Annotated in this window: 17 protein-coding genes and 1 tRNA gene; 14 read left to right on the top strand and 4 right to left on the bottom strand. The window is 48.5% G+C overall.

The features are described 5' to 3' along the window. Positions 1-128 precede the first annotated feature (128 nt). Together greB and ACO0LN_RS07850 are read left to right on the top strand one after the other, a co-directional pair. Positions 129-677 (top strand): transcription elongation factor GreB, encoded by a 549-nt coding sequence (greB, locus tag ACO0LN_RS07855; protein WP_422951358.1) that lies wholly within the window; start codon positions 129-131, stop codon positions 675-677. Positions 678-703: 26 nt separating this feature from the next. Continuing rightward, complete coding sequence (locus tag ACO0LN_RS07850) at positions 704-2,056, top strand: DUF3422 family protein (protein ID WP_422972553.1); 1,353 nt, start codon at positions 704-706, stop codon at positions 2,054-2,056. Between the two features lie 16 nt (positions 2,057-2,072). Here ACO0LN_RS07850 and ACO0LN_RS07845 read toward each other — a convergent pair whose 3' ends face one another. The 4 genes from ACO0LN_RS07845 to ACO0LN_RS07830 all read right to left on the bottom strand — a co-directional run bounded on the left by ACO0LN_RS07845 (position 2,073) and on the right by ACO0LN_RS07830 (position 6,402). After that, positions 2,073-4,175: a RelA/SpoT family protein gene (locus tag ACO0LN_RS07845; protein ID WP_422973098.1), complete on the bottom strand. Its 2,103-nt coding sequence runs from the start codon at positions 4,173-4,175 to the stop codon at positions 2,073-2,075. Positions 4,176-4,465: 290 nt separating this feature from the next. Next, positions 4,466-4,669 carry a DNA-directed RNA polymerase subunit omega gene (gene rpoZ, locus ACO0LN_RS07840; RefSeq protein ID WP_186946559.1) on the bottom strand — a complete coding sequence of 68 codons (204 nt, stop codon included), beginning with the start codon at positions 4,667-4,669 and terminating at the stop codon, positions 4,466-4,468. Between the two features lie 43 nt (positions 4,670-4,712). Further along, a complete protein-coding gene (gene gmk, locus ACO0LN_RS07835; RefSeq protein ID WP_422972551.1) occupies positions 4,713-5,357 on the bottom strand; it encodes a guanylate kinase in 645 nt (214 codons plus the stop codon). A gap of 127 nt (positions 5,358-5,484) precedes the next feature. Then, positions 5,485-6,402, bottom strand: coding sequence for a YicC/YloC family endoribonuclease (locus ACO0LN_RS07830; RefSeq protein ID WP_422972549.1), 918 nt, complete (start codon positions 6,400-6,402; stop codon positions 5,485-5,487). Between the two features lie 137 nt (positions 6,403-6,539). On the opposite strand from ACO0LN_RS07830, the gene ACO0LN_RS07825 reads away from it, so the two are divergent. The 12 genes from ACO0LN_RS07825 to ACO0LN_RS07770 all read left to right on the top strand — a co-directional run bounded on the left by ACO0LN_RS07825 (position 6,540) and on the right by ACO0LN_RS07770 (position 19,650). Beyond that, positions 6,540-7,550: a serine/threonine protein kinase gene (locus ACO0LN_RS07825; RefSeq protein WP_422951362.1), complete on the top strand. Its 1,011-nt coding sequence runs from the start codon at positions 6,540-6,542 to the stop codon at positions 7,548-7,550. Positions 7,551-7,692: 142 nt separating this feature from the next. Then, the gene (locus ACO0LN_RS07820) at positions 7,693-8,628 is read left to right on the top strand and encodes a PP2C family protein-serine/threonine phosphatase (RefSeq protein WP_162041117.1); all 936 of its coding nucleotides are present in this window, start codon (positions 7,693-7,695) and stop codon (positions 8,626-8,628) included. Between the two features lie 3 nt (positions 8,629-8,631). Next, the gene (rph, locus tag ACO0LN_RS07815; protein WP_422972547.1) at positions 8,632-9,369 is read left to right on the top strand and encodes a ribonuclease PH; all 738 of its coding nucleotides are present in this window, start codon (positions 8,632-8,634) and stop codon (positions 9,367-9,369) included. A 14-nt stretch (positions 9,370-9,383) separates the two neighbouring features. Then, positions 9,384-9,974, top strand: coding sequence for an RdgB/HAM1 family non-canonical purine NTP pyrophosphatase (rdgB, locus tag ACO0LN_RS07810; protein WP_422972545.1), 591 nt, complete (start codon positions 9,384-9,386; stop codon positions 9,972-9,974). Further along, positions 9,971-11,230: a radical SAM family heme chaperone HemW gene (gene hemW, locus ACO0LN_RS07805; RefSeq protein ID WP_422972543.1), complete on the top strand. Its 1,260-nt coding sequence runs from the start codon at positions 9,971-9,973 to the stop codon at positions 11,228-11,230. The genes rdgB and hemW overlap by 4 nt, the downstream gene beginning before the upstream one ends. A 303-nt stretch (positions 11,231-11,533) precedes the next feature. After that, entirely contained in the window at positions 11,534-12,724 is a 1,191-nt protein-coding gene (locus tag ACO0LN_RS07800; RefSeq protein ID WP_422972541.1) for an EAL and HDOD domain-containing protein, read from the top strand. A 3-nt stretch (positions 12,725-12,727) separates the two neighbouring features. Next, on the top strand, positions 12,728-14,746 hold the full coding sequence (locus tag ACO0LN_RS07795) for a putative bifunctional diguanylate cyclase/phosphodiesterase (RefSeq protein WP_422972539.1): 2,019 nt from the start codon (positions 12,728-12,730) through the stop codon (positions 14,744-14,746). A gap of 41 nt (positions 14,747-14,787) precedes the next feature. Continuing rightward, positions 14,788-14,877: transfer RNA gene (locus ACO0LN_RS07790), tRNA-Ser, on the top strand. 553 nt (positions 14,878-15,430) lie between these two features. Further along, positions 15,431-15,934, top strand: coding sequence for a hypothetical protein (locus ACO0LN_RS07785; RefSeq protein WP_422972537.1), 504 nt, complete (start codon positions 15,431-15,433; stop codon positions 15,932-15,934). 168 nt (positions 15,935-16,102) lie between these two features. After that, a complete protein-coding gene (locus ACO0LN_RS07780) occupies positions 16,103-17,308 on the top strand; it encodes an acyltransferase family protein (protein ID WP_422972535.1) in 1,206 nt (401 codons plus the stop codon). Between the two features lie 261 nt (positions 17,309-17,569). Further along, on the top strand, positions 17,570-18,907 hold the full coding sequence (locus ACO0LN_RS07775) for an AAA family ATPase (protein WP_422972533.1): 1,338 nt from the start codon (positions 17,570-17,572) through the stop codon (positions 18,905-18,907). Further along, positions 18,907-19,650 carry an HNH endonuclease gene (locus tag ACO0LN_RS07770; RefSeq protein WP_422972531.1) on the top strand — a complete coding sequence of 248 codons (744 nt, stop codon included), beginning with the start codon at positions 18,907-18,909 and terminating at the stop codon, positions 19,648-19,650. Before ACO0LN_RS07775 ends, ACO0LN_RS07770 begins: the two co-directional genes overlap by 1 nt. The last annotated feature ends 73 nt before the right edge of the window (positions 19,651-19,723 follow it).

Genomic DNA, 19,723 nt, shown 5'->3' with positions numbered 1-19,723 from the left:
CAAACATCCTATCAGTACTGATATTGAATGGTAACGGCAAGCAAACTATTCTTCTATTTTATAAGCTAAGTGTGGGCTTTCGGTGGCACAAAAGAAATTATTTTGATCAACTCCATTACAATGCAGACATGAGCAAAGCATTTATGAAAGAAGCAGACCCTGACGACGAAGAGGAATTCGGTGCGCCAGCTATTCCTGCGGGTGTAAAAAACTATATGACGCCTCAGGGGCATCAGCGTATGAAGGACGAGTTTTTACATCTCATGGACGTGGAGCGGCCCGAGATAGTCAATATCGTGCACTGGGCAGCCTCCAATGGTGACCGGTCTGAGAATGGCGACTACATCTATGGCAAAAAGCGCTTGCGTGAGATAGACAGGCGCATACGGTTTTTAACCAAGCGCCTCGATATTGCAGAAGTCTTCGATCCGCGTATTCATCATGGTTCTGATCAAATCTATTTTGGTGCCACCGTCACCTATGAAAACCAGCATGGTGAAGCGCATACTGTGACGATAGTCGGTGTTGATGAATTTGATCCCCTGCAAGGCAAGATCAGCTGGATTTCCCCTGTGGCCAGAGCACTTATCAAGGCAAGGGTAGATGATACGGTGACATTGCGTACGCCAGGAGGGGTAGAGGAGTTGACCATACTTGAGGTTAATTACCCGGCGTAAGATTTTTAATTTCCCTGTGAATTCACATGTCCCTTGCTTATTCCAAACTCAACCATCCCTTGCGTGTACCGTTGGCAGCGGAGGTACATTCCAGGCCTTCATTACGCTTGCATGCCCCGGAGACGCTGACCCATCTGGCGATTTTTGCCAGGAATGATGCCCATCTGGGTGGTGACAACCTGCTGACGCAACAAGTCATACTGGGTGATTTTTGCCGTCATTTTGCGGTGGCTAGCCCCTCGGGTGATGCCAAGTATTTCTTCCATGATTTTGGCCGTTTCCGCCTTAAATGGGAATGCCATACAGAATTTGCTACCTATACCTTTGTCGAAAGCCAGGCTGAGCCGCAGGACAGCGCTCCGCATAAAACCGAATTGACACAGGTATTTGCCAATGCACCCATCCGCCATTTGCCTCAGCAATGGCTGTTTGAGTTACAAGAGAAGGTCATGGTCGCCACCCACGTGGCCCTTATCCCTGCAACCCAGGAGTTTCATCCACCTTTGCCGGTAAAGCAGATATTTGAGGGTGGGGTGGCGGTAGGTAGTGAAGTCTTGAGTCGCGGTGAGGTGTGGACAGATTTTCTGATACAGGCAGATGGTTTTAGCCGCTTCGTCGTCAAGGATAATGGTTTTCTGGATCAGCAGGCAGGGCGCACGGTACAGCGGCTGCTGGAGATTGAGACCTACAGGATGATGGCACTGCTGGGTTTGCCGCATGCGCAAAATGCTTCTATTGTGTTGAATGATATAGAGAGGGAACTGGTGACCCTGACAGCAGCGATGACCATGGCGGGCAATGGCCAAGGTGAAGCAAATTCGACAGACGCTGAACAAAGCTTGCTGCGGCAAATTATCGACCTGGCTGCCTGCACTGAAAAACTGGCACTGGAAAACAGTTATCGCTTCGCGGCTTCCAAGGCTTATTTTAAGCTGGTGCAGTCGCGTATCGCCGAATTGCGCGAGTTCAGGATAGAGGGGGTGCCAACCATAGGAGAATTCATGGACAGACGTCTGGCACCAGCCATGAACACCTGTGAAGCTATCGTAAGACGGCAGGAAACTTTGGCAGAACGTATCGCCAATACCAATGATCTGTTGCGCACCCGGGTAGGCATCGTACAGGAGCAGCAAAACCGCAAGATATTGCAAAGCATGAATGCCAGGGCGGGCCAGCAATTACGTTTGCAACAAGCTGTCGAGGGTTTGTCAGTCGTGGCAATCAGCTATTACATGACAGGCCTGGTCTATTATGCGGGCAAGGGTCTGAAGGCTATGGGTTTGCCGATTAATCCAGATATGCTGGCTGGCTTATCGCTGCCTGTGATTGCAGGCGTGGTCTGGTGGGGTTTGCGCAATATGCACAAGACCATACATTGACCACTGACAAAGGGTGTTATCCGTGTTCTCTGGTAATGCGGGTAACACCAGTCAAATGCTTGATGTTACGCATGATTTTTGCGAGGTGGGTGCGGTCTTCGATTTGTATCGTGAAGTGAATATTGGTCATGTCATTGGCATCGCCATCTTCCATATTGACATGGCTGATATTCGCATCTGATTCGCCTATCTCTGCGGCGATGCGGGCGAGGGCACCGCGTTCATTGGTCACCGTCACGGCGATGCGGCAGTCAAAGCGGCGGTTCAGGTCTTCACCCCAGTTCACGTCTATCCAGCGGTCAGGCTCCTTGATATGCAGGCGCTTGGCGTGTTCGCAATCGTCTGTATGCACAACCAGGCCCTGGTCGCGCTTGAGCTGACCAACTATGCCATCACCAGGTATGGGCAGGCAACACGGTGCCAATTGCACCGACAAACCTTCACTGCCATAAATAATGACGGGGTCGCGCTTGTTGTTGATCTTGTCGCCAAATTGCTGGAAGGGGATGGACGGTGAATCATCTTCCACCAGGTCCAGTATATGCCTTGCCACCAACGCAGCCATGCGCTTGCCTATGCCAATATCGGTATGAATTTCATCCAGTGATTTGGCGCTGGATTCATTGAGCAATTTATCGACCAGGCTGTCTGGCAGGTCAGGGTTCAGGTTGACTGACACCAGGGCTTGCGCCAACAATTGTTTGCCCAGTTCTGTCGATTCATTCAGGTTGATTGTGCGCAGGTAATGGCGTATTGCTGACCTGGCCTTGCCAGTGCGTACATAAGTCAGCCAGTTTGGCGTAGGGCGCGAATTGGGTGAAGTGATGATTTCGACGATATCACCATTCTTCAATTCAGAACGCAGTGGCACTGGCTCGTGATTAATGCGTGTAGCAATCGCCTGGTCACCAATATCGGTGTGGATGGTGTAAGCAAAGTCCAAAGCTGTTGCTCCGCGGGGCAGGGCAATAATTTTGGATTTTGGCGTGAACACATAAACGGAGTCGGGGAACAAGTCAATTTTGACATGTTCCAAAAATTCCGCAGAGTCACCGGTCTGTTTTTGTATATCCAGCAAAGACTGCAGCCAGGCGTGCGTGCGCTGTTGCAAGTCAGTCAGGCTGCCTTCTTCGTTCTTATATAACCAGTGCGCCGCAACACCAGATTCAGCAACATGATGCATGTCACGCGTGCGTATCTGGAATTCCACCGGCGTACCGTAAGGGCCAATCAGCGTGGTGTGCAGGGATTGATAGCCATTCGTTTTGGGAATGGCAATATAGTCCTTGAACTTGCCCGGCATGGGCTTGTACAGAGCATGCAAACTGCCCAGCGCATAATAACTATCACGGAAATCGCTGACCACGATACGGAAACCATATACATCCAGCACCTGGGAAAAACTCAGGTGTTTGTCGTGCATCTTGCGGTAAATACCGTACAGGGTTTTTTCGCGGCCATACACTTCGGCCTTGAGGCCAGCTTCGGACAGGGCCGTCTTTACCGCATCCATGATCTTGTTGACGACTTCCCGGCGGTTGCCACGCGCTGCCTTGACCGCTTTTGAGAGCGTGCGGTAGCGCATAGGGTAGAGATGCGAAAACGCTAAATCCTGCAACTCGCGATAAATATTATTCAGGCCAAGTCTGTGCGCGATAGGTACATACACATCCATGGTCTCGCGCGAGATACGGCGTTTCTTTTCCGCCGACATGAAGTCCAGGGTGCGCATATTGTGCAGGCGGTCAGCCAGTTTGACCAGAATCACGCGCACGTCTCTTGCCATGGCGAGCAACATCTTGCGGAAGTTTTCTGCCTGTGCCTCGATCTGGCTCTGGAATTCTATTTTTTCCAGCTTGGAGAGGCCATCAACCAAGGTCGCGACTGGAGCACCAAAGCGCTCGATCAACTCGTCTTTTTTAACATCCTGATCTTCCATGACGTCATGCAAGAGTGCAGCCATGATGGCTTGCACATCGAGCTTCCATTCTGCGCAGATTTCTGCAACTGCAATGGGGTGGGAGATATAGGGTTCGCCAGACTTGCGCACCTGTCCCAGATGCATTTCATCAGAAAAGCGATAGGCTTCCTTGACCAGCTTCAATTCGCTGGCCGACATGTATTCGCTGATGCGGTTGGTTAATGCAGTAATGGAGGCGACACCGGTATTCGTTGATGAAGCACGAATGTGGTCTATTTCATCCAGATGGGAGGTATGTTTGTTGATGGTGTTAATGCTGCCAGGGGTATTAACCATAGTCGCAGGGCTGCGTACAGCAGCCAGCGCGACTGAGCTGGAATCGGCCGGTTTGTTTTCCAGAGATGAATGACTATCATTGAGGTTCATTCTGTGATTCCCGGCCGGATAAGGCGTGAAGAAGGAGCGGCTAAGAATGCAGATGCGGCGGTTTACACCGGCACTTTTTTCAACATTTCTATACCGATTTTACCTTCAGCGATTTCACGCAGGGCGATTACCGTAGGCTTATCCTTGGAATCTACCTTAGGCGTGTGACCTTGCAGCAATTGGCGCGCGCGGTAAGTGGCGCACAGTGTCAATTGAAAGCGATTAGGGATTTGTTTCAATGCATCTTCAATGGTAATACGTGCCATATTTTTTCCTTAATACTAAATTTCACTAAATTGGGTTTGCGAATTAATTCGCATTGGCGTGAATGCCAAGTTGGGTGAACAGCTCGTAGTGGCGTGTTGCCTGTTGTGCAAATCGGCAGCGCGTGGCTTTCACAATTGCATTCAATTCTGACAAGGCTGTTGCAAAGTCTTGATTAATAATAACATATTCGAACTCTGGAGAGTGCGCCATTTCACCACCAGCAGCCAAAATGCGCTTGGTAATGACATGGGGTTCATCCTGGCCGCGCTTCTTCAGGCGTTCTTCCAGTGCAGGTATCGATGGCGGCAAGATAAAAATGCCAACAGCGCCAGGAAACTGCTTTCTGACTTGCTGCGCACCTTGCCAGTCTATTTCCAGCAAAACATCTGTACCCGAGCGCATCTGGTCTTCTATGGTGATGCGTGAAGTGCCATAGTAATTACCGAATACTTCTGCGGACTCCAGAAATTCACCCTGCGCTTTACGTGCCAGAAAATCATCTGGCGTCGTGAAGTGGTATTCCCGCCCATCTTGTTCCCCCGGGCGCGGTGCGCGAGTTGTGTAGGAGATTGACAATTTGATGGCGGGTTCCTGCGCCAGCAGGGCGTTTACCAAAGAAGACTTACCCGCACCAGAGGGGGCAGCGACCACAAAAAGACTGCCAGCAGTCGTATTATTGGTATTCATGGTGTTCCTCCGGTAAGGTTAATCAGGGCCTACAACAAGGTAAAGCCAGGCCAGTTACTTTAGCCTACCTTCATCTTGAAACATTTCCCAAGAAAAAGAGTGCGCGAGTATAAGCAAATGCGTCTGTTTATTCAAGGTTTTGCACTTGTTCGCGCATTTGCTCTATGAATAACTTCAATTCCATGGATGCATCCGACAACTCTTTGGATGCTGCTTTAGAGCCCAAAGTATTCGCTTCGCGGTTCAATTCCTGCATCATGAAATCCAGACGTTTGCCAACCTGACCGCCTTTTTTCAAGATATGCCTGGTTTCTGTCAGGTGGGCTGACAGGCGCGCCAGCTCTTCTGCCACATCCACACGTATGCCGTACATGGTCACTTCCTGACGGATACGGTCCAGCGCTTCTTCGCGCGTAATCGTCTGGCCGGCATTGGAACCGCTGGACTGCAAAGCCAGGCCCAAAGCTTCTTCCAGCCGGGTCGTGGCCTTTTGCTGGAATTGCTGAACGATTTGCGGCATCAGTGGCGTGATGCGGGTGACAATTTCTTCCATTGCAGCGATGCGGCTCAGCAGTACCTGTTCCAGTGCCGCACCTTCACGTTCACGGCTGACGATGAATGCATCCAGTGTCTTGTTGATGGTGTCATTGATAGCAGCCTGTAAAGACTCGGCATTGATTTCGCTCTCTTCTATGACGCCTGGCCAGCGTAGAATTTCATTGGTGCTCAGTGCTGCCGCGTCAGGAAACTGCTGTTTCAGATTGACCTGGAAACTGGCGAGCTGCTCAAGCAAGCTGGTGTTGAGGCTTTTATTATGCGTTTCTGTCAGTTTTTTACCAAAGCTGAAGCGGCACTCCACTTTGCCGCGTGCCAGCTTGCGCGTTAATGCTTCGCGAAATTGTGATTCGACTGAGCGAAACTCATCATTAATACGAAATTGCAGGTCCAAAAAGCGGGAATTGACGCTTTTGATCTCTATGGTAATGGTGCCAGCATCTGTTTCATTGGTGCTGCTGGCATAACCTGTCATGCTGAAAATGCTCAAGGTAATTCCTTAAAAAGGCGTGAACTGTGTATTACTGTGCATTGGATTGGCTAAATTGTGCATTAGACACTAGGATATTCTTTACAAATACCGCAATAATCAACACAATCCGTTTTGTATAGTGAATTGGACGATTGATGGCCGCACAAAATAACGCACCTCTGCCAGATGGACTGGAAATTGCCGGATACCGCATTGTAAAGAAAATTGCGTCCGGTGGCTTTAGTATTGTATATCTGGCTTCTGACGAAGATGGCAACGCAGTTGCAATTAAAGAGTATTTACCCAGCTCCCTGGCTTTACGCCAGCAAGGCGAGCTGGTGCCGGCAATCTCGAATGAGAATTTGCCGATTTACCGCATAGGATTGAAGTGCTTTTTTGAAGAGGGTCGCGCCCTGGCGCGCATCTCTCACCCCAATGTGGTCAGCGTTATCAATTTCTTCCGCGCCAATGAGACTGTGTATATGGTCATGGCCTATGAATCTGGCCGCTCGTTGCAAGAACATATATTGCGCCGTCGTGATAAGGGTGAAAAGCCGCTGGTATCAGAGCGCTTCATCCGTCGTATGTTCAACCAGGTCATGAATGGCTTGCGCGAAGTGCATACCAATAAGCTGCTGCATCTGGATTTGAAGCCAGCCAATATCTACCTTCGTTTAGATGGTACGCCTATCTTGCTGGACTTTGGTGCAGCCCGCCAAACCCTCAAAACTGACATACCCAAGCTCTACCCAATGTATACTCCGGGTTTTGCTGCACCAGAGTTGTATTTGAAGAATGGCAATCTGGGGCCATGGACTGACATTTACAGCATCGGCGCCTCGATTTTTGCCTGTATGGTAGGCGCACCGCCGCAGCCGTCAGATCAGCGCAAGACCAGTGACAAGATGGAAGGGCACTACCGCAAGCTGGAGGGTTTATACTCTTCAGAATTGATAGAGGTAGTGCGGTGGTGTCTGCAACTAGATCCGCTGGAGCGGCCACAAAGTGTGTTCGCCCTGCAAAAAGCCCTGGCGATTCAGGCTCAACCGCAGCGCGAACTGACTTTTATGGAAAAAATGACATTGAAGTTCAAGACGCTGATTGCTGGAAGAAGAAAAAAAGTCGAAAGCGACCATACGACCATACAGGAAAGTACCCTGAATTAAGGCTGCATTCAGTTGGTAAGGCTGCATTAAGCTGGTAAGGCTGTTTTGGCTGTGCATGTTCGTCGCTGGCCACGCTCTGGAGCAAATGTATGCGCTCCAGACCTGTTTGTGTTAATAACCATTATAAAGTTTTAAAAATCTCATGCGTTTTTCCGTTTATCAAGAAAGTCATATTGGTGGCCGCAAGGTCAACCAGGATCGTATGGGTTACAGCTTTACCCGCGATTCGATTTTGCTTTTGCTGGCGGACGGCATGGGTGGTCACATCATGGGCGAAATGGCCGCAGCCATAGCCATGCAAACCATAGGTAACCTGTTCCAGCAACAGGCTCACCCTATGATAGGGCGACCTGAACGCTTCATGGAAGACAGCTTCCTGGCGGCCCATCAAGAGATACATCGTTACCGCGCCATTAATAATTTGCCAGAAACACCACGTACGACCATCGTTGCCTGCCTGATACAAAACGGCTATGCCTATTGGGCTCACTGCGGTGATTCACGTTTGTACTGGATGCGTCAGGGGCAGATTTTGTTGCGCACCAAAGATCACTCCCGTCTGGAAACCCTGATTGCCCAGGGCAAGGTCGATCCGGCAGAAAGACATACTCATCCTGACCGCAACAAGCTATTCAACTGCCTGGGCGCACCCAATGCACCTATCGTTGAACTGTCACGCCGTGCGGTGTTGCAGCCTGGCGATTTGCTGTTACTGTGTTCTGATGGCCTGTGGTCTGTCTTGCCCGATCATATGCTGGCGCAGCGCCTGCACGATCACACCATCGTGCGTGCCGTGCCTGAGTTGATACGCTCGGCTGTCGATATCGCTGGCAAGCAAAGTGACAATGTCACGGCGCTGGCCATGATGTGGGAAGGCGATGACCGTATGGATAACTCCACCATCATCTCGACCAATACCTTGCCTATAGGCTCTGTCACGACCACCATACAGGCCCCAGTCGATGCAGAAATTGAAACTACCGATGGCGATGTGTTCAATGACGCTGAAATTGAAAAAGCCATAGCAGAAATTCGCAACGCGATACACAAATCATCACGCATTACTTCTAAGAACTAAATTATGTCAAACTCATTTCGCCCTAGCGGGCGTTCACCGGACGCATTGCGTCCGGTGGTTATCAGCCGCCATTTCACCAAGCATGCAGAAGGTTCTGTCCTCATCGAATTTGGTGATACCCGCGTTATCTGTACTGCCAGCATAGAAGATAAAGTCCCTGGTTTTTTAAAAGGCAAAGGGCAGGGCTGGATGACTGCCGAATATGGCATGTTGCCACGCTCCACCCATAGCCGTATGGACAGGGAAGCCGCCAAGGGCAAGCAATCTGGCCGCACTCAGGAAATCCAGCGCCTCATAGGCCGTTCCCTGCGCTCTGCCTTTGACCTGGAAGCCTTTGGTGAACGTACCCTGCATATCGATTGCGACGTGATCCAGGCGGATGGTGGTACCCGTACCGCTTCCATTACCGGTGCTATGGTCGCTGCTTATGATGCATTTACCAAGCTGGTAGAGCGTGAAGTCATTCCCGCCGTACCACTCCGTCATTTTGTGGCAGCTATCTCGGTTGGTGTGTATCAGTCCCAGCCCGTGCTGGATCTGGATTATCCAGAAGATTCTCAATGCGACACTGACATGAATGTCGTCATGACAGAACATGGGCACTTTGTTGAAGTGCAGGGCACAGCAGAAGGTGAAGCATTTGACCGCATGACCATGAATGCCTTGCTGAATCTGGCACATGACGGTATTGCCGATCTGATCGCCTTGCAAAAAGAAGTATTGGGTTTGCAGATCAGTTGATTGGAAGTATGAGTATGAGCAAAAACCAGAAAATAGTCCTGGCCTCGAATAATCAGGGCAAGCTCAAAGAGTTTTACCAGATACTGTCACCGCTGGGCATAGACCTCAGGGCACAATCTGAATTTGACGTGCCTGAAGCGGAGGAGCCTTATCCCAGCTTCGTCGAAAATGCCCTGACCAAGGCTAGACATGCATCGCGCATGACGGGTTTGCCAGCGCTGGCCGATGATTCCGGTATCTGCGTCAACGCCTTGCAAGGCGCGCCAGGCGTACTGTCGGCCCGTTTTGCAGGTGAGCCCAAGTCTGATGCGCGCAACAACCAAAAACTCATCGCAGATTTGGCTGGCATAGCAGACAAGTCGGCCTATTATTACTGTGTGCTGGTTTTTGTGCGCTCGGAATTTGATCCCCAGCCCGTGATTGCTGACGGTGTCTGGGCAGGGGAAATCATTGCCGATGCCCGTGGTGAAAACGGTTTTGGCTATGACCCGCATTTCTTCATCCACAGTTTGAATAAGACCGTGGCTGAACTTGCAGCAGCAGAAAAGAATCAATTGTCGCACCGTGGGCAAGCCTTGCGCGCCCTTGTAGAAAAACTGAAATGATACCCATCAAGCCCATAGCGGCAAGCCAGCCTGTACAAAAAAAATCACCGGATTTATCGAATATACCCGGTGACGTGGCCAGCCAGTATCTTGCACCAGGCAGCCTCAATCTGACGCAATTACCGCCGCTATCGCTGTACATCCATTTCCCATGGTGCGTACGTAAATGCCCTTATTGCGATTTCAATTCGCATGAAGTCAAAGGCAGCTTTGATGAGTCCGCCTATCTGGATGCCATGCGCGCTGATCTGGAAGCAGCATTGCCACTGATCTGGGGTCGCAAGATATACACCATCTTCATAGGTGGCGGCACACCCAGCCTGATGTCGGCGGCTGGCCTGGACAGATTGCTTTCTGACGTGCGTACGCTGTTGCCACTGGATGGCAATGCAGAAATCACCATGGAAGCCAATCCCGGTACTTTTGAAGCAGAAAAATTTCGCTCTTATCGCCAAAGCGGCATCAACCGCTTGTCGATAGGCATACAAAGTTTCAACTCCAGACACCTGGCAGCCTTGGGCCGTATCCATGATGGTGACGAGGCACGCAGGGCCATAGAGATCGCGCAGGCGAATTTTGATAACTTCAATCTTGACCTGATGTTTGCCTTGCCAGGCCAGACCATGGATGAAGTCAGAGAAGATGTGGAAACAGCCATTTCTTTCGCACTACCACATCTGTCGCTATACCACCTGACGCTGGAACCCAATACCTATTTCGCCAAATTCCCGCCAGCCATACCCGATGACGACCTCAGCGCAGAAATGCAAGACCTTATCCATGGCCGCATGGCGGCAGCAGGCTACGGCAATTATGAAGTCTCGGCCTATGCGCAAGCGGGCAGGGCATCAAAGCACAATCTCAATTACTGGAACTTTGGTGACTATCTCGGCATAGGTGCCGGTGCACATTCAAAAATATCTTTCCCGCACCGGGTAGTACGCCAGGCACGCTACAAGCAACCCAAGGCTTACATGGACGCCATGGCTGCTGGTAATTGCGTGCAAGAGTCGCATGAAATTCCTGTGGACGAAATGGGTTTTGAATTCATGTTGAATGCACTGCGCTTGCAGCAAGGGTTCAAGGTTAATTTGTTCCAGGAGCGCACTGGCATGCTGCTCAACAGTATAGAAAAAGAATTGCTGATTGCTGAGAACAAAGGTCTGCTTTACCGCGACCATGAAATCATTTGCCCCACACCCCTGGGCAAGCAATTTTTGAATGACCTGCAACAGATTTTCCTTGGTGGTGAATAATTTATTTGCCTGATGCGAGTCTGATACGGGCCTGATGTGAACCCAGCAAAGCATGGCATTTTTACCACATACTTTATTGGTGAAATCTAAAATATCTCCTATCCTGATAGCTGAGTATCAGCATCCATATGCCTGTTGAAAAATCAACAGCCAGGCAGTTTTAAGCTGGAATTCTGGTAATTGTGTCAGATTGCACTCATCAAGTATCAAAATACCTCACCTGTTGCTTTAAATTCTGTTGCAATTGGTTAAGTCCCAAACTAATATCTCTACCAATTTTTGTAACATTTGACGTCCTTCTTTATGACTCTGGCTCGTGGAATAGGCACTTTATTGCCCGTGATGAATAGCAAGCAACAGTTGCTTGCACTTCAAGCTGATTTTGGTGCTTTGCCAATCGGCGATGTCATTGCTTTGCTCCAGTTTTTGCATGAAAAGGAAATCTTTTCCAGGCTCTCTGGTATTTCTGTTCTGGTCAAGATTGCAGACCCTCTGCTTGTCCCGGCAGACATCGATACACGCTTGCCACTGGCGCGTATAGTCCTTGGTGTGCCTGCAAAATCTGCAGAAGACAAAGAAGTGCAAACCAGGCTCAAGTATTTCAACTCGCATGGCGCACGCATCATCATTGATGATTTGCAGGCGCACGATAATGCGATATGGGAAGGTGCAAAGAAAATCAGTGTTGATTGCAGCAAGGGTATTCCTTCCCACATCAAACCCTTGTTGTTGCGCCTGCATGGCGGAGATCACCTGGCGCAACAGCTGCCTCATGCAGCCTTGCAAGAGCAGGCACATGAAGCTGGTTTTAAATGGTTCTCTGGTGATTATGCATTTCACCCACCCGTCAGCAACAAGGCAGCGGATGCCACTGCCAGAACGCGCTTGTTGAAATTGCTGGGCCTGGTCGCCCGCGATGCAGAATCGCGCGAACTGGAAGAATTGTTCAAACAAGATGCAACCCTGTCCTTCATGCTGTTCAAGCTCGTCAGTTCTGCCGCCTTTGCGCAAACCGTACGGGTATCCAGCTTTGGTCAGGCCATTAATCTGCTGGGCCGCAGGCAGTTGCAAAGATGGCTGCAATTATTACTGTATGCACGCCAGCAAGATCATAGCGGCAGCTTGAACCCCTTGATGCCGCGCGCCGCATTTCGCGCTAGCTTGATGGAAGCAATTTGCCTCAAGCGTGGCGGCAACAAGGATGAACTGGATTGTGCCTTCATGGTCGGCATGTTTTCTTTGCTCGACAAACTGTTCGGCAATCCCCTGGCGGAGGTGCTGCAACCTTTAAACTTGAATACAGACGTGCTCGATGCCTTGCTGCACAAATCAGGTGCGCTAGGTAAAAGCCTGGATCTGGTAGAAAGGGCAGACCGTCCTCTCAAAGACTTTGATGCTGGCCTGATAGGCGAACTGGGCTTGAGTGCCGACGATTATTACGACTGCATGATCACTGCATATACATGGGTGAATCAGGTTTGCCAGGATATGTAGCCAATGACCAGGCATGTTGCGGTAGACGAACTCGAAGTCGGTGCCAGTCTCGGAGAGGCTGTCTTGTGCCTGCAAGGCCAGGAGCTTGATGCCGCTTTGAATCGCATAGTCAAAGAGGTTTTTCGTGACGCCAATGCGGTATTTCGCCGTGGCAAACTGGATGAGCAAAAAACACAAGCTGATGTGCTCTGCATGGCATCACCAGAAACCTATTACATCCTGTCCGGTAAAAAAGGTCAGATCAACGAAGCCGACCTGGCAAAACTGAATACCCTTGCCAGCCTCACGGCCAAGCTGTTTTCCAAACGCGCAAAACTTGATGAGGAGCTGCAGGCATCTGCCCAGGCACAATGGCAACAGACCCAGATCATCGATCAGATTCATGAGTCTGTTGTTACCATGGATTTGGCAGGTTTCATCCTAAGCTGGAACCGTGGCGCAGAAAAACTCTTTGGCTACGCTGCGCAAGAAGTCATCGGTACCAATATCCTGTTCCTGTATGACGATGAAGATGAGTCAGGCGTTCATCTGTATGACAGTTTTCTGGAGCATGGCGGCCGCGAGATGGAAGTGCGCCGCAAGAAAAAATCGGGTGAAGTATTCTGGGCCAGCCTCAGCCTGTCACCATTATGTGATGCCCAGGGTCTGCCCATAGGTATCATAGGCTATCTCAGCGATATCACTGCCCGCAAGGAAGCAGAACAAAAAATCAATCACCTCGCTTACTACGATGCGCTGACCAATTTGCCCAACCGCAGCCTGTTCCGGCAACTCGTCGATAATGCACTGTTGCACTCACAAAGAAACAGCAGCAGCGCTGCGATTATCTTTCTTGATCTGAACCGTTTCAAACTCATCAATGACACGCTTGGTCACGACATAGGCAATGAGTTATTGCGCCAGGTCGCAGCCCGGTTCTTGTTAACCCTGCGCGAGAATGACATCGTGGCCCGTCTCGGCAGCGACGAATTCGCCATCGCCGTACTCGACATCAACCAGCATTTTCATGCCAGCCTGGTAGTACAAAAACTTTTACAGGCATTGAATGATGCCTTCATCGTCTCTGGTCACGAATTGCGCGTCGGTGCCAGCATAGGCATCAGCGTTTTTCCGCAAGACGGCAATGACGCCAGTGCCTTGCTGCAAAAAGCCGACATCGCCATGTACAAGGCCAAGCGCAGTGCAGGCAATGTGTCCGGCAGTTTTGTGTTTTACAGTGACAGCATGAACCAAAGCATTGCTGGCAGGCTGTATCTTGAATCCAGCATGCGCAAGGCGCTGGAAAACCAGGAATTCTATTTGCAGTACCAACCCAAGGTCGATATCAAAAGCGGCAAAATCATCGGTGCAGAAGCTTTACTACGCTGGCAACACCCAGAAAAAGGCCTGATCTCGCCGGCAGAATTCATTCCCGTCGCAGAAGAAACCGGCCTGATCCTGCAAATCGACGCCTGGGTACTCGAAACCGCCTGCGCCCAGGCCAGGGAATGGCAGGACAGCGGCATAGAGCCGTTCCGTATCGCAGTCAATGTCACAGCGAGAGAATTCACCAACAGCCTGCCACTGCGCGTTAAAGAGGCCCTGCAGCGATACCAGATTTCACCACTATGGCTGGAGCTGGAAATCACCGAGAGCATGCTCATGCACAGCACCGAGAGCGTCATCGCCATCATGGAGCAAATCACCGCCCAGGACGTCGTGCTGGCCCTCGATGATTTTGGCACCGGCTATTCCAGCCTTTCATACCTCAAACGTTTCCCTATCGATACCCTAAAGATAGACCGCTCCTTCATCCTCAACATCCCCACAGACCAGAATGACTGCGCCATCGCCAGCGCCATCATCATGATGGCCAAGCAACTCAAACACAAAGTCATCGCCGAAGGCGTAGAAACCCGCGAACAACTGGCCTTCCTCATCAACGCCGGTTGCGACGAAGTGCAAGGCTATCTCTATTCCCGCCCCATCAGCCCCCAGCAATTGCTCGCTTTGCTGGATAAAAATTTCCATTTCGAAATTTGATCCTTGCCCAAGCCCGCCACTCAGGTTATACTAAGCGGCTCGGAAGCTTGGCAGAGCGGTTGAATGCACCAGTCTTGAAAACTGGCGAGGTGTTATAGCCTTCGTGAGTTCGAATCTCACAGCTTCCGCCAATGAATACGAAAAGGCCCTTGATTAATAATCAAGGGCCTTTTTTTGTGCATTTAGATTGACTTTATTATAAGAAATAAATAAAAATAGCAAAAAACGGGCATGGTTACGAAAGTTGCGTCTGCAACTTGAAAAGCAGCACAAAACTTTGCATCAGTTTGCAGGCAAATTTGCATTTTTTATTTTAACGTGCGAATACGATGGGTTATGCGCATCTACGCGGACTAAAAATCCCATCGCAGCCCTTTATCTTGGGTAAAAATAAGGAATGGCTTCAATACGTATTCAGAATCGATTTCTATCAGCAGTTTGCTGTCGGTCTGAAAAAATGAATTTCAATATCAAGCATGTAGTTTGATTAAGGCAGGAACCGCAGGTTGGTAATGGCGCAAAAAATGAAATAAGCGGTGATGTAGGCCAGATTGTGATGGGTGATTCAAATGTCGGGCCATCTCTCAGCATTGTCATAAATTTGAACCTGAACAATGATGGAGAAAAACTTCTGACCAAAGTGCAGCGCGACGACATCACAAAAAAATAAAAGAATTGTCGGCCGTGTCAGATTTGACTGCGCTCGATATTTACCGCGAATTGCTAAATAAATTTGATACTGACAAAATGGATAATTCTCCACGCAGCAAATTTAATGAAGCTTGCGAGTACATCGACAAGAAGTATGCAGAATGTATTGATGATGATTTGCAGGCAGACACAGCACAAATAGAAGCACCAGTTCAGATCAAAGAAATTCCCTGCAAAAATTGCCAGGCAAACAGCGAACTACTCAAAAAGACTAATTTCAAATTGCATGTGCTTTTTGGCTTGATGGTGTTGATGATAATCACAGAAGCAGTGTTATTAATGTCTGCGTCACCTGCAAAAGCAAGCCAAGAGATATTAAGTAATGAAAGACCTCCAGATGAAAGCCGTCACTTTGACGGCAAGGTTCATTCTATAGGCAGTACTGTACGTATGGCCGACGGGATCATACGGCAATGCATGGATGCGCCCGGTGACGCGCCTTCTTATTGGGAAGTACCAATTAAAAATCGTCATTGATTTAGTGATAAATCAATGAAGGAAAGAAAGACAATGAAAAATTTTGACACTAGAACATAAACGAACAAGAGAAACTTAATGCTAACCATTTTTGTCCCTTCAAAATGCTGGCAGATAATATTGCACACCCTAATAATTCATTTTGGATAGTCATAAAGACGTTATCAGATGCAGAATATCAATGTGTCACTCAACAGTTCTCAGCGAGGTTTCTTTCAAGAAATAGAGTCACTGCGTGGGCTAGCTGCACTAGCGGTTGTAATTGAACATTGCTTTTGGTTTTTCTTTGAAGCCAAGCCAGGCATATTCAATACGTACCCGGGCGTCCAACCAATTACACACTGGCTGATTCATACGGTGTTTAATGGGCGTGCGTCGGTCCTTCTCTTTTTCATCATGAGCGGCTTCGTCCTGGGGCTGCAACTCAAGAACGAGACCGCATCACTCCTGATTGGCTGGCCAGCCTATGTCGTCCGGCGAGTCCTTCGAATCGTACCGGCAATGTGGGTTAGTGTTTTTGTTTCCTATGGCGTTGCTTTGCTAACAGGCAGTCCGTCCAATGCAGACATTGCCATGCTGGTGAGGACACTTTTTTTCTGGGATTTTTTCCTGCAGGCTCCACTGTGGTCCATCAATATCGAGATGGGATGTAGCTTGGTCTTCCCACTGCTTTATTTCATTTCCACTCGAACGGGAAAAATCACCAATCTCGCTATTTTTGTTTTGTTGATGGCGATGATCTTTATCGTGCCCATGCCACCTTGGGACCTGCGCGTCGAGTTCATGCGCTCCCTAGTCTTGTTCCATGCAGGACTAATCGTTGGCGAATATGGAACAACATGGATGACAGCGCTGGGGCGACTGCGGCGGCCGTTGTTCTGGGGCGCGCTATTAGGATTCGGCCTCATTCCCCAGCTGTGGATATTCCAGTCAACATTTATGTTCTATGATGATAGAAGGTGGACACTGCTTGCAGAAATTCCCTTTTGTTTCTTCATTCTTTCGTACGTGGTCCATGAACGCGGCCAACCTGGTACTGCGCTGCTGAGACAAGCCTGGGCCAGATATTTAGGAAAGGTTTCGTATAGCCTTTTCCTGTTCCATTGGCCAGTCTTGGTAATTGTCCAGTTTTACCTGCTCAATGATATGAGTCCTGCACTGTCGGCGATTGTCCAGCGATATCCACTGGCAGTCCAAGGCGTGCTGTTTGCTGTCGTCCTCAGTATTTCGCTTGTAGTTGCGTCTGCAAGCTATCGATGGGTAGAAAAACCATTCATTGAGTTAGGAAGAATATTTGATCGATTCGTGAAAGCGAAAAGTCGTAAAAACCTTATGCCAACTGATGCAGGAATATCGCTTGTAAAAGCGGACTGAAAAGATGCTTAATAGCAAAAACGATGCTGGGCGCTTTGTTTCGAACAACAACTCCATCAGCATCTCACCAAACTTCTTGTATCAGTACCGGCAAGGGGTCTAACATTCATACATTTTCTAAGGGCGCGTGGTCAGGTCTTGCATTCATACATTTTCTTTTGTCTGGAGTTGTCGTAATGTCAGAACCTAACGAAATGCTATGAAATGGAATGATGTGTTTGATTTAAATTGTTTGTAAATCGAAGATTCAGGGAGTAATTCATGTATGTAAAATCCTTAAAACTTGAAAATGTACGTTCATTTAGAAGTTTGAATTTTAACTTTGAACGACCTGATAAATCATTAGCAGGATGGACAGTTTTTTTAGGAGGAAATTCTTCTGGAAAATCAACGCTTTTGAAAGCGATAGCAATTTCTTTAATGGGGCCAGATTCTGGTCGCCAGTTGATTGGTAACAACTTAGGATGGATAAGTCATGGCGAGAAAAAAGCTGAGGCGGAAATATCTATTGCATGGGAGTCTGGTCAAGATTTGGTTAAATCTACCGGGAAACTCCCTCAGGATTCATTTGACGCTGGTGTGAAATGGACGATTGATACAGTTGAATCAAATTCTTCTCCGACTTTTAAACCAATTGAAAGACGTTCAGCGAAAGGTACAAGGCTTCAACCTGCAGAACGTGGTCCTTGGAACCCGAAGGCATATGGGTGGTTTTCGGCAGGATATGGTCCCATGCGTAGGCTATCTGGAAGCTCTTCTGAATCAATGCGATATGCAACTGAAGGGGGATCTGTTGGACGATACGTTACTTTATTCCGGGAAGACGCCGCCTTAAGTGAAAGTGAAGAATGGTTAAGAAAAAATTACTCAAGAACACTTGAGAAGAAAATACCGGACCTCGCTATGCTGCTTGACTCAATTACGGCGCTTCTTGGCGATGGACTGCTTCCATACAATATGAAAATCAGTCGCCTTTCAGTAGACCATGTGTATGTTACTGACACTAGGGGAATTGAATTGCCTATGAGAGATATTAGCGATGGATGCCGTAGTATCTACGCTACTATTTTAGATATCATTCATGGACTTTATGAGGTTTACGGGTATCCCAACCTTTTTAAGACAAATTCAACCGGTGAAATAATTGTCGACCGCCCTGGCGTTGTATTAATTGACGAAATAGAAGCTCATCTACATCCATCCTGGCAAAAAGATATACCAATTTGGTTAAAGAAGCATTTTCCGAAAATTCAATTCTTGGTAACGACACATAGCCCTTTGGTTGCTCAAGCAGCAGATCCAAATGGAATATTCGTACTTCCTTCACTTTTCGATACAGAACGTGAACCCCGTTTATTGAATGAAGATGAATACGAGAAGATTCGTTGGGGGCGAGCAGAAAAGACACTTCTTGGTTCTGCTTTTGGTCTCGATACTACAAGATCAAAATGGGCAAACGATCAAATTGAACGATGGAAAAGATTGACTGCAAAAAAGAAAGCCGTTGGTACACTTCCCAAAACGGAAGAGGAAGAACTCCATAGTCTAAAAGCGCAACTTGAAATTGCGCTGGAGCCTGTATCTGAGTTGGAGGGATAATGCGAAATTTTTTATCTCGACCGACTCTTTCCGATAAGGCATTGACTAAATTGAGTGAAAAAACAACCGAAATTAGTTCGTCTCCCGATCCTAAGAAAAGGGCTGAAGACGTCTACAAAGCGTCTCGCACTACTGTATGGTTTGAGAGGTCGGTGTTGGTTTCTTTAAGGACACTCGCTGGCCCAGGTGAGCGCTGTATGTTTTGCGGTAGCAGTGAAGCTTCACAGGTTGATCACTTTAAGCCAAAGGCAGATTTTCCACATCTTGCAATGGAGTGGGAGAATTATATTTGGATCTGTGGCGTTTGCAATCTGAACAAAGGTGACAATTTCCCAATAGGATCTGGTGGAACGCAACTGCTTATAAACCCTATTGATGAAGACGTTTGGCAGTACTTCTCAATTGATGACACCGGTTACATAATGTGTAATTGGGATGTCGCCAATGATGACTTTGATGCAAGAGCGAAAACCTCGGAAGATATATACAAATTTAATAGACAAGCAATTCAAGAAGCCAGGCAAAAACAAATCAATTCTTTAAAGGAGCAAGTATTAGATTGCATTACTTTGGAGAAATATGGACACATTACCAAAATTCAATTGAAAGAGAAACTACAGCGTTGGATTGAGTTTCCTTTTCACCCCGAAGTTAGTCAGTATTATTTGAAAGGTGCTGGTAAGGTTGAGGGAGCCTGTAAAAAAATCTGTGTAAGTTCTCCCGGAACTATTGGTGAGCGTTGATGCGCTCCCCAAATTCTATATCAAAGCGATTCAATGCCTGTCGCCAGTGTTGTATAGGCATGGTCCATTTCTT

It is taken from the genome of Undibacterium sp. TC9W (genome assembly GCF_049339865.1).
Taxonomy (GTDB): Bacteria; Pseudomonadota; Gammaproteobacteria; order Burkholderiales; family Burkholderiaceae_D; genus Undibacterium.
Note: the sequence above shows the minus strand (reverse complement) of the source record. Positions and strands in the feature narration are given on the sequence as shown.

Coding starts and splice junctions, on each gene's coding strand:
- greB (WP_422951358.1), top strand. CDS start 129: ATGAGCAAAGCATTTATGAAAGAAGCAGACCCTGACGACGAAGAGGAA.
- ACO0LN_RS07850 (WP_422972553.1), top strand. CDS start 704: ATGTCCCTTGCTTATTCCAAACTCAACCATCCCTTGCGTGTACCGTTG.
- ACO0LN_RS07845 (WP_422973098.1), bottom strand. CDS start 4,175: ATGTCGGCCAGCGAATTGAAGCTGGTCAAGGAAGCCTATCGCTTTTCT.
- rpoZ (WP_186946559.1), bottom strand. CDS start 4,669: ATGGCACGTATTACCATTGAAGATGCATTGAAACAAATCCCTAATCGC.
- gmk (WP_422972551.1), bottom strand. CDS start 5,357: ATGAATACCAATAATACGACTGCTGGCAGTCTTTTTGTGGTCGCTGCC.
- ACO0LN_RS07825 (WP_422951362.1), top strand. CDS start 6,540: ATGGCCGCACAAAATAACGCACCTCTGCCAGATGGACTGGAAATTGCC.
- ACO0LN_RS07820 (WP_162041117.1), top strand. CDS start 7,693: ATGCGTTTTTCCGTTTATCAAGAAAGTCATATTGGTGGCCGCAAGGTC.
- rph (WP_422972547.1), top strand. CDS start 8,632: ATGTCAAACTCATTTCGCCCTAGCGGGCGTTCACCGGACGCATTGCGT.
- rdgB (WP_422972545.1), top strand. CDS start 9,384: ATGAGCAAAAACCAGAAAATAGTCCTGGCCTCGAATAATCAGGGCAAG.
- hemW (WP_422972543.1), top strand. CDS start 9,971: ATGATACCCATCAAGCCCATAGCGGCAAGCCAGCCTGTACAAAAAAAA.
- ACO0LN_RS07800 (WP_422972541.1), top strand. CDS start 11,534: ATGACTCTGGCTCGTGGAATAGGCACTTTATTGCCCGTGATGAATAGC.
- ACO0LN_RS07795 (WP_422972539.1), top strand. CDS start 12,728: ATGACCAGGCATGTTGCGGTAGACGAACTCGAAGTCGGTGCCAGTCTC.
- ACO0LN_RS07780 (WP_422972535.1), top strand. CDS start 16,103: ATGCAGAATATCAATGTGTCACTCAACAGTTCTCAGCGAGGTTTCTTT.
- ACO0LN_RS07775 (WP_422972533.1), top strand. CDS start 17,570: ATGTATGTAAAATCCTTAAAACTTGAAAATGTACGTTCATTTAGAAGT.
- ACO0LN_RS07770 (WP_422972531.1), top strand. CDS start 18,907: ATGCGAAATTTTTTATCTCGACCGACTCTTTCCGATAAGGCATTGACT.